5 protein-coding genes and 1 pseudogene are annotated in these 4248 nt (G+C 64.5%); 2 read left to right on the top strand and 4 right to left on the bottom strand.

Features of this window, described 5'->3' with window-relative positions; all coding sequences use genetic code 11:
• The coding region (locus ACFE65_RS17450) for a hypothetical protein (protein ID WP_375383629.1) at positions 1-273 on the top strand (273 nt) is incomplete at its 5' end.
• A gap of 28 nt (positions 274-301) precedes the next feature.
• Here ACFE65_RS17450 and ACFE65_RS17445 read toward each other — a convergent pair.
• The 4 genes and pseudogenes from ACFE65_RS17445 to ACFE65_RS17430 all read right to left on the bottom strand — a co-directional run.
• Positions 302-627, bottom strand: a pseudogene (locus ACFE65_RS17445) (transposase); the annotation flags it as partial.
• Between the two features lie 246 nt (positions 628-873).
• Complete coding sequence (locus ACFE65_RS17440) at positions 874-1107, bottom strand: hypothetical protein (RefSeq protein ID WP_375383628.1); 234 nt, start codon at positions 1105-1107, stop codon at positions 874-876.
• A gap of 169 nt (positions 1108-1276) precedes the next feature.
• Positions 1277-1678 (bottom strand): hypothetical protein, encoded by a 402-nt coding sequence (locus tag ACFE65_RS17435; protein ID WP_375383627.1) that lies wholly within the window; start codon positions 1676-1678, stop codon positions 1277-1279.
• Complete coding sequence (locus ACFE65_RS17430; RefSeq protein ID WP_375383626.1) at positions 1675-3201, bottom strand: protease pro-enzyme activation domain-containing protein; 1527 nt, start codon at positions 3199-3201, stop codon at positions 1675-1677. The genes ACFE65_RS17435 and ACFE65_RS17430 overlap by 4 nt, the downstream gene beginning before the upstream one ends.
• 357 nt (positions 3202-3558) lie before the next feature.
• On the opposite strand from ACFE65_RS17430, the gene ACFE65_RS17425 reads away from it, so the two are divergent.
• Positions 3559-3948, top strand: a complete 390-nt coding sequence (locus tag ACFE65_RS17425) for a BLUF domain-containing protein (protein WP_375383625.1) — start codon at positions 3559-3561, stop codon at positions 3946-3948.
• Positions 3949-4248 lie beyond the last annotated feature (300 nt).

Raw genomic sequence — 4248 nt, 5'->3', positions numbered from 1 at the left:
CATAACCCCTCTGAATCAGCGATCGCGCTCATCCGCAAGGGGGTGAGTAATTACTTCTTGCGAGCTCGCTTCGGCGCTCCCGCTGCCTCGGCGTCTTCCTCCTCGTCCGGCTGGTCCTCGCCGGCTTCGGTTAGCGCCTCGCCGAGCGCCTTCACCTTGTCCTGCGACTTGTCGGCCTTGTTGGCGATCCTTCGTCGTGGCGAGGCCGAGGCGATGCAGCAGGCCGTGGATGCGGTCCGCATCCGGCTCGCTCTTCTCGAGCTGCTTGCATAGAGCCGCCAGGTCGCGGAGGATGCCCAGAGCGAACCGCGAGTGTCTTCTGACGCCGGCACAACGCCGTATAATCGGGCACCGGCCAATTTAGCTTCGCCAGCTTGAGCAGGCTTGCGACCAGCCCCGTCACTTGCCGAAGGGCAAGGCCGAACACTGCCTTGAACGTCAGGCAGACCTCGATCGCACTGTCTGTAAATCGCGTCAATCGACCCGGACGACCACGCGCCGTCAACAGCCATTGCATGCCTGGGGCGAGCCAGATCTCCAGATCTCCGACGATCCGCGCCGCTTCAGTGGCGCGTTATACTCGCTCCAGTTCGTCGTGCGGTATCTCAGTGTCGGAGGCTTCGGCATCCATGCCGCCTTCTTGCCCGGCTACCAGCGTGGAATTCCTCGCCGTCATTAAGCTACAGAGCCGATCCAATCCCGCTGACCGGAGCAGACGCAGCATAAGTCGCCGCTCGTCGACTGACAATCCGTGTCGACTGCCTGAACTCGCTTGGCCTGTCGCGACGGAAGCGGAGCTTCGACGCGGGATCCAGAGGTGCTTTCAGTAGCGGGCTCGTTAGCCCGCCACTGTTTGCGACGGTGCCGATGCGCTTACATGCTGTTGCCCATGGTGCCGCTGCCGTTCGACATGGCCGGCGCGGTCTTGGTCGTCTTGTGCATGGTCTTCTTGTGCGTGGTCATGTGCTTCTTGGGCATCGTCTTCGTGCTGCTTGAGCTGGACATGGAACCGCTCTGCATGCTGCTGCTGTTTCCGCCAACCATCTGCGCACCGGCTGCGCCGGTCAGCGCCAGCGACGCAACGGCAGCGATCGTGATCTTTATCATCTGCTTCTCTCCTACGTGCGCCAAGAATTCTGAATCGTAATTAGGCGCGCGGTTCAAGATGCACTGACTTGGCTAGAAGCGCCAGCGGGGTCTTGCGGGCAGCAGGAGGAGAGTCTCCAACATGTCGCACTCGTCGTATTGAGAGACGGCAGACGCTGGGCCGCGTTGGTCATCGCAGCAGAGTTTCGATCGTATCTACAGTCTCAATCACATGCTGATATTGGCCGGCGTCCACGATCTCGGTACCGGGTGCGTTTTGCGGCAGCGCTGTCCGCACCGAGGTGATCGCGCCTGCGTTGAGGTAGACAGATGTCGCGCTCCGCGTGGTCAGCTTGATGAAGCGGTCCGCCGGTCCGATCCGGCCGAGCAGGTCGGCGATCGTCTCGTGCGTGAACAGATATCCGGCGCCGTATTCCACTTTGGTCGCATCAGGTTCTCCATCAGCGACCGACACCCTGATGCGGTAGACCGAGTCCACCGCGATCAACACGGTGTTACCGTCCAGGCCGGTAAGCCTGAACAGCCCAGTGCTACTCGGCTCCGATGCGGTGGACTCCGAACTGGACGTCACCGGAACAGCTTCACGAGCGATGGGCCGTTGGGAGAGCCCAACCCGGTGCAGGGGTCCCATCCTCGTGCCGCTTCGTAACCGACCGTTCCCGACCTGTTGTCGCCCTTGGTTACGTCGTGGCAGGCGGCTGGCGTGCCATAGAGCGCCGCGTGCATCTGACCCACCGGCGTTGTGCGCCGCGCGTTTAGGGCCGCGGTGATCCCGGCCCAGAGCGGCGCCACGGCGCTTGTACCGCCGATCAGTCCGGTCTGTCCGCCCGTGACAATGCGATAGCCGCTGTCCGGGTCGGCATCCCCAGCGACGTCGGGCACGCCCCGGCCGCCTTTGGCGGTGCCGGCCGCCGGTACGTTGACCGCGGCCTGATAGTCCGGCTTGACGAACAGCGCGCTGACGCCGCCGCCAGTACCACCCCCGTTGCTCTTCCAGACCGTCTCGCCATGGCGCTTGCCGGCCGAGGCGGTGACGTGCGTGCCGCCGCAGCCCAGGACCAGCGGGTCGGAGGCCGGGTAGTCGACATGAGCCTTTCCGTCGCTCGCGCCGTCGGTGGCTAGCGAGTCACCCGACGCGGCCGTCACCGTCACTCCCAACGTGGCCGCGTCCCGGAACGCGGCCGACATCGCCGCGATAGCCTGCCCGGTCCAGCCGCTTTCGGGTCCGCCCCAGCTGATCGACAGCACCGAAGGCTTGTTGGTCTCGTCATGCACCGCCTGGCTGATCGCGTCCGCGAAGCCCTGGCTGGTGTTCGGGGCGAAGTAGACCGCCAGCTTCGCGCCAAGCGCGACACCGCCCGCGACCTGGATGTCGAGCGCCACCTCACCATCGGCGCCGCTGGTGTCGCCGGGACTGTTGGATGCTCCATCGATCCCGATCGCGACGATGTCCGGCACCGGCAAGCCCATCGTCTTGAACGCCGCTTCGTTGTCGGCCGCGGTATAGCCGCCGCCGAGTTCGATGATGCCGATGCACTGGCCTGCGGCGTTCCAGCCGCCGACGCCATAGAGCGCTGCCACCTCGGTCGGCAGGAACCCGCGCGGCTGCGTGGTTCCGCGATGCGGCACGAACTTGGGCGTGGCGACCGGGGTAGCGTCGAGGCCGAGGACGGCAAGGATGCTCTCCGCGACGTTGCCGGGGACGCTGAGGGTGCCTTCCCGACCGCGATAGGTCGCCCCATCACGCTCGTACTGATGAAGCTCGGTCCCGAACGCTGCTTCCAGCGCTGAAGCCGAGCCGCGCAGCTGCACGCGACGCTGGGCGGCATCGACCTCGGTCACGTCCAATCCGGCCTTGGCGGCGAATGCGGTGACCGCGGCGATGTTCGCCGCCTGTGCTTCGTCGCGGACCTGCCGCAACGTCGCACGCGAGTGGACCGCCGTTGCCGCATCTGCTGCGACCGGCTCGGTCTCCTCCGGCCGAAGATAGACGCTGACGGTGATCAGATCGTTGCCGGCAACCCGGCCGCTCACCTGCATGCCGTGCGGCGCTGCATGTTCGCTGCCGGGGAGGGTATGACGGGTCTCGGGCATGGCATATCCTTTCGTCGGATCGCAGGGGATCAACGCACGCGGAGAACGTTCGACGCTCGCCGTTTGCGGTACCGGGGGTCGAGATGGCGTCACGCCTTGCGGCGAATCGACCAGATCAGTGCCGACAGGCTGGTGACGAGAGCAGCAATGCCAAGCAGCAGGGGTTCGGAAAGCAGGATCATGACGCAACTCCTTCCAGAGCCCGCCTTGTTCCTTATCTGTTCCAACATTGAAAGTGCTTTTCCAAACGGGTCACGCGGACGCGCCGCCGGCCAGCATCGATTGCCGCGATCTTCACCTGATCTTCAGCCGCTTGCGGAATGACGTAGTTGTCCAGGAAACCCGGGAAGCGACGAAATGCTGCAGCTTGTCTACATCAGCACAGCGCGAGGCGAGCCGTTAGTGTCTCAGATCCTCGCCGTGTCGCGGCGCAACAACAGCCGGGACGGGATCACCGGGTTGCTTTACCACGATGGTGTTCGTTTCCTGCAGGCGCTTGAAGGTCCAACCGACAAAGTCGAAGCGGCATTCGAGCGCATCCGCGCTGACGAACAGCATCGCGCGGCTGTGGTCTTGTCACGCCGCGAGGTGGAAACGCGCGAGTTCGGGTCCTGGGAGATGGCGGCACGCCGTCCTGGAGCGGAAGGTAACGACTTCATCGACCGCGTCGCTCCGCTACTCGCCTCCGTATCGCCCAATGTTCGCGGCACGTTTGAGGGCTTCTTCAGGGTGAAGCGGGCCGCGTGACGACCCGATTGCCTACGGGGACACCCATGCCGATGCATTGCGGACGCCCACAAGATCGCGCTGCCTCGCCGACTGCGGCTGAACGCGTTGATAACCAGGCTGCGCAACGCCGTGGTGACGCGCGCTCTGCCAAGAGAGCATCATGCTAGGCGAAGTGATCGAGGCTGCGGCTGAGTTGGCTGACACGGCCGAACCAACGGTTGCGGCAGCGCTGACCCGCTACCAGCTCCTTGCCAACCCTAACTTCAGAGGTGGTTCGGGGAATCTGCACAGCGGGGATAAGTGGATTGCCGATCTGAC

It is taken from the genome of uncultured Sphingomonas sp., from assembly GCF_964237335.1.
Taxonomy (GTDB): Bacteria; Pseudomonadota; Alphaproteobacteria; order Sphingomonadales; family Sphingomonadaceae; genus Sphingomonas.
The sequence above is the reverse complement of the archived record's forward strand: the minus strand, read 5'-3'. Positions and strand labels throughout refer to the sequence as shown.